Origin of the sequence: Plasticicumulans sp., from assembly GCF_035331805.1 — a bacterium.
Classification (GTDB): Bacteria; Pseudomonadota; Gammaproteobacteria; order Competibacterales; family Competibacteraceae; genus Plasticicumulans.
In genome coordinates this window covers 1-2,704 of sequence record NZ_DAOLKE010000431.1, presented here as the reverse complement: position 1 = coordinate 2,704, position 2,704 = coordinate 1, and the positions used below count along the sequence as shown (strand labels likewise).

Below are 2,704 nucleotides of genomic sequence, written 5' to 3'. Positions count from 1 at the left end.
TGCTCAAGCCGGCGCTGGCGCGCGGCGAGCTGCACTGCATCGGCGCCACCACGCTCGATGAGTACCGCCAGTACATCGAGAAGGATGCCGCGCTCGAACGCCGCTTCCAGAAGGTGCTGGTCGACGAGCCTTCGGTCGAGGACACCATCGCCATCCTGCGCGGCCTGAAGGAGCGCTACGAGGTCCACCACAAGGTCGACATCACCGACCCGGCGATCGTCGCCGCGGCCCAGCTTTCGCACCGCTACATCACCGACCGCCAGCTGCCGGACAAGGCCATCGACCTGATCGACGAGGCGGCCTCGCGCATCCGCATGGAGATGGACTCCAAGCCCGAGGCGATGGACCGGCTCGACCGGCGGCTGATCCAGCTGAAGATGGAACGCGTGGCCCTGAAGAAGGAAAACGACGATGCCTCGCGCAAGCGCCTCGACGCGCTGGAGACCGAGGTCACGCGCCTGGAGCGCGAGTACGCCGATCTCGACGAGGTCTGGAAGGCCGAAAAAGCCATGCTGACCGGCGCGGCCGACATCAAGGCCGAACTCGAAAAGGCGCGGCTCGACTTCGATGCGGCGAAGCGTTCGGGCGATCTGAACCGCATGTCGGAGCTGCAGTACGGGCGCATCCCGGAGCTGGAGCGGCGCATGAAGGCGGCCGAGGCCGGCGAGTCGCACGACTTCCAGCTGCTGAGGAACCGCGTCACCGACGAGGAGATCGCCGAGGTCGTCAGCAAGTGGACCGGCATCCCGGTCGCGAAGATGCTCGAAGGCGAGCGCGAGAAGCTCTTGCGCATGGAAGACGTGCTCGGCCGGCGCGTCGTCGGTCAGGCCGAAGCCGTGCGTGCAGTGGCGGACGCCATCCGCCGCTCGCGCGCCGGGCTCGCCGATCCGAACCGGCCGAACGGCAGCTTCCTGTTCCTCGGGCCGACCGGCGTCGGCAAGACCGAGCTCTGCAAGGCGCTCGCGAGCTTCCTGTTCGATACCGAGGAAGCGCTGGTGCGCATCGACATGAGCGAGTTCATGGAGAAGCACTCGGTCGCGCGCCTGATCGGTGCGCCCCCGGGCTACGTCGGTTACGAGGAAGGCGGCTACCTGACCGAGGCCGTGCGCAGGAAGCCCTACAGCGTGATCCTGCTCGACGAGATCGAGAAGGCGCACGCCGATGTCTTCAACGTGCTGCTGCAGGTGCTCGATGACGGACGCCTGACCGACGGTCAGGGGCGGACCGTGGACTTCCGCAACACCGTCGTCGTGATGACCTCGAACCTCGGCTCCGACACGATCATGGAGATGGCCGGCGAGGACAACTACGGCGCGATGAAGGCGGCGGTGATGGCAATCCTCGCCGGGCACTTCCGGCCGGAGTTCCTGAACCGCGTCGACGAGACCGTCGTGTTCCACCCGCTCGGGCGCGAGCAGATCCGCTCGATCGCGGCGATCCAGATCGAGGGCCTGCGCAAGCGCCTCGCGGCGCGCGACATCGCGCTCGAGGTCGGTGCCGGTGCGCTCGACAAGCTCGGCGAAGCCGGTTTCGATCCGGTCTACGGCGCGCGGCCGCTGAAGCGCACGATCCAGCAGATGCTGGAGAACCCGCTGGCGAAGCGCATCCTCGCCGGCGAGTTCGGGCCGGGCGACACGGTGCTGGTCGAGCCGGACCTGTCGCTGCGCCGGCGCGCGGCCTGAAAATCCTCCGGTGCCTGCAGACCCCTGCCGCAGCGCGCGGCAGGGGTTTTGCTTTGCGGCGGGCGGCCGGTGCAGGCGCCCCGTCGCGCCCGCACCGGCGCTTGCCGTCGTCCGGCGGCTTCGGAATCATCGCGCCTCACCGCGCCACGACGGCCGGCCCCCGGAACCCCCCGGATGCACGGAGTGAGGAAGGCGATGCACGATCGGGATACCTTCGGAAACCTGCTGCTGTTCGCGCTGATCGCGCTGCAGCTCGGCGGCCCGGCGCTGCCGTTTCTGGCCCAGCCGCCCGGCTATCACGCCTTCGCCGACACGCGCGCGCTCGCCGGCCTCGCCAATGCGGCCGACGTGCTGTCGAACCTCGGCTTCCTGCTCGCGGCGCTGGCCGGCGCGTGGACGCTGCTGCGGCTGCCGGCCACGGCCGTGGCCCGCGAACGCGACCAGCGCCGGGCCTGCGCGGTGTTCTTCGCCGGACTGGCGCTGACGGCGGCCGGCTCCGCGTACTACCACCTCGCGCCCGATGATGGCCGGCTGGTCTGGGACCGGCTGCCGATGACGATCGTCTTTGCCGGCGCCTTCGCGTCGGTCGGGGCGGCCAAGTACCCGCGGGTCTGGAGCGCCCGGCTGCTGGTGCTGATGCTGCTGTCGGCGCCGATGAGCGTGGTGTGGTGGGCGGTCAGCGGCAATCTCGCCTGGTACGTGGCCGTGCAGTTCGGCGGCCTGCTGTGGCTGGCGGTGTCGCTGCTCGCGCTGCGCACGCGCCGCGAGCAGCAGCCCTACGTGCGCGCCTGGCTGTGGGCGCTGCTCTGCTACGGGTTCGCCAAGGGCTTCGAACTCGGCGATGGCGTGATCTGGCAGTCGAGCGGCGGCCTGCTCGGCGGCCACGCGCTGAAGCACCTCGCCGCGGCGCTGCCGGGCTTCTGGCTGGTGCTGGCGCTGCGCCGGGCGGCAGAGCAGCAGGCCGGACGCCCGGGCGCGGCCGCTGACGGTGCGCAGCTGCAGCTGCAGCCCGGCACCTGAAG

The 2,704-nt window shown here is 70.3% G+C and carries 2 protein-coding genes; both read left to right on the top strand.

Going from position 1 to position 2,704, the window contains the following annotated elements; all coding sequences use genetic code 11:
* Positions 1–1,682: AAA family ATPase (locus PKE44_RS17975; protein ID WP_324553998.1), on the top strand; the 1,682-nt coding region annotated here is incomplete at its 5' end.
* Between the two features lie 195 nt (positions 1,683–1,877).
* Complete coding sequence (locus tag PKE44_RS17970; RefSeq protein WP_324553996.1) at positions 1,878–2,702, top strand: hypothetical protein; 825 nt, start codon at positions 1,878–1,880, stop codon at positions 2,700–2,702.
* Positions 2,703–2,704 lie beyond the last annotated feature (2 nt).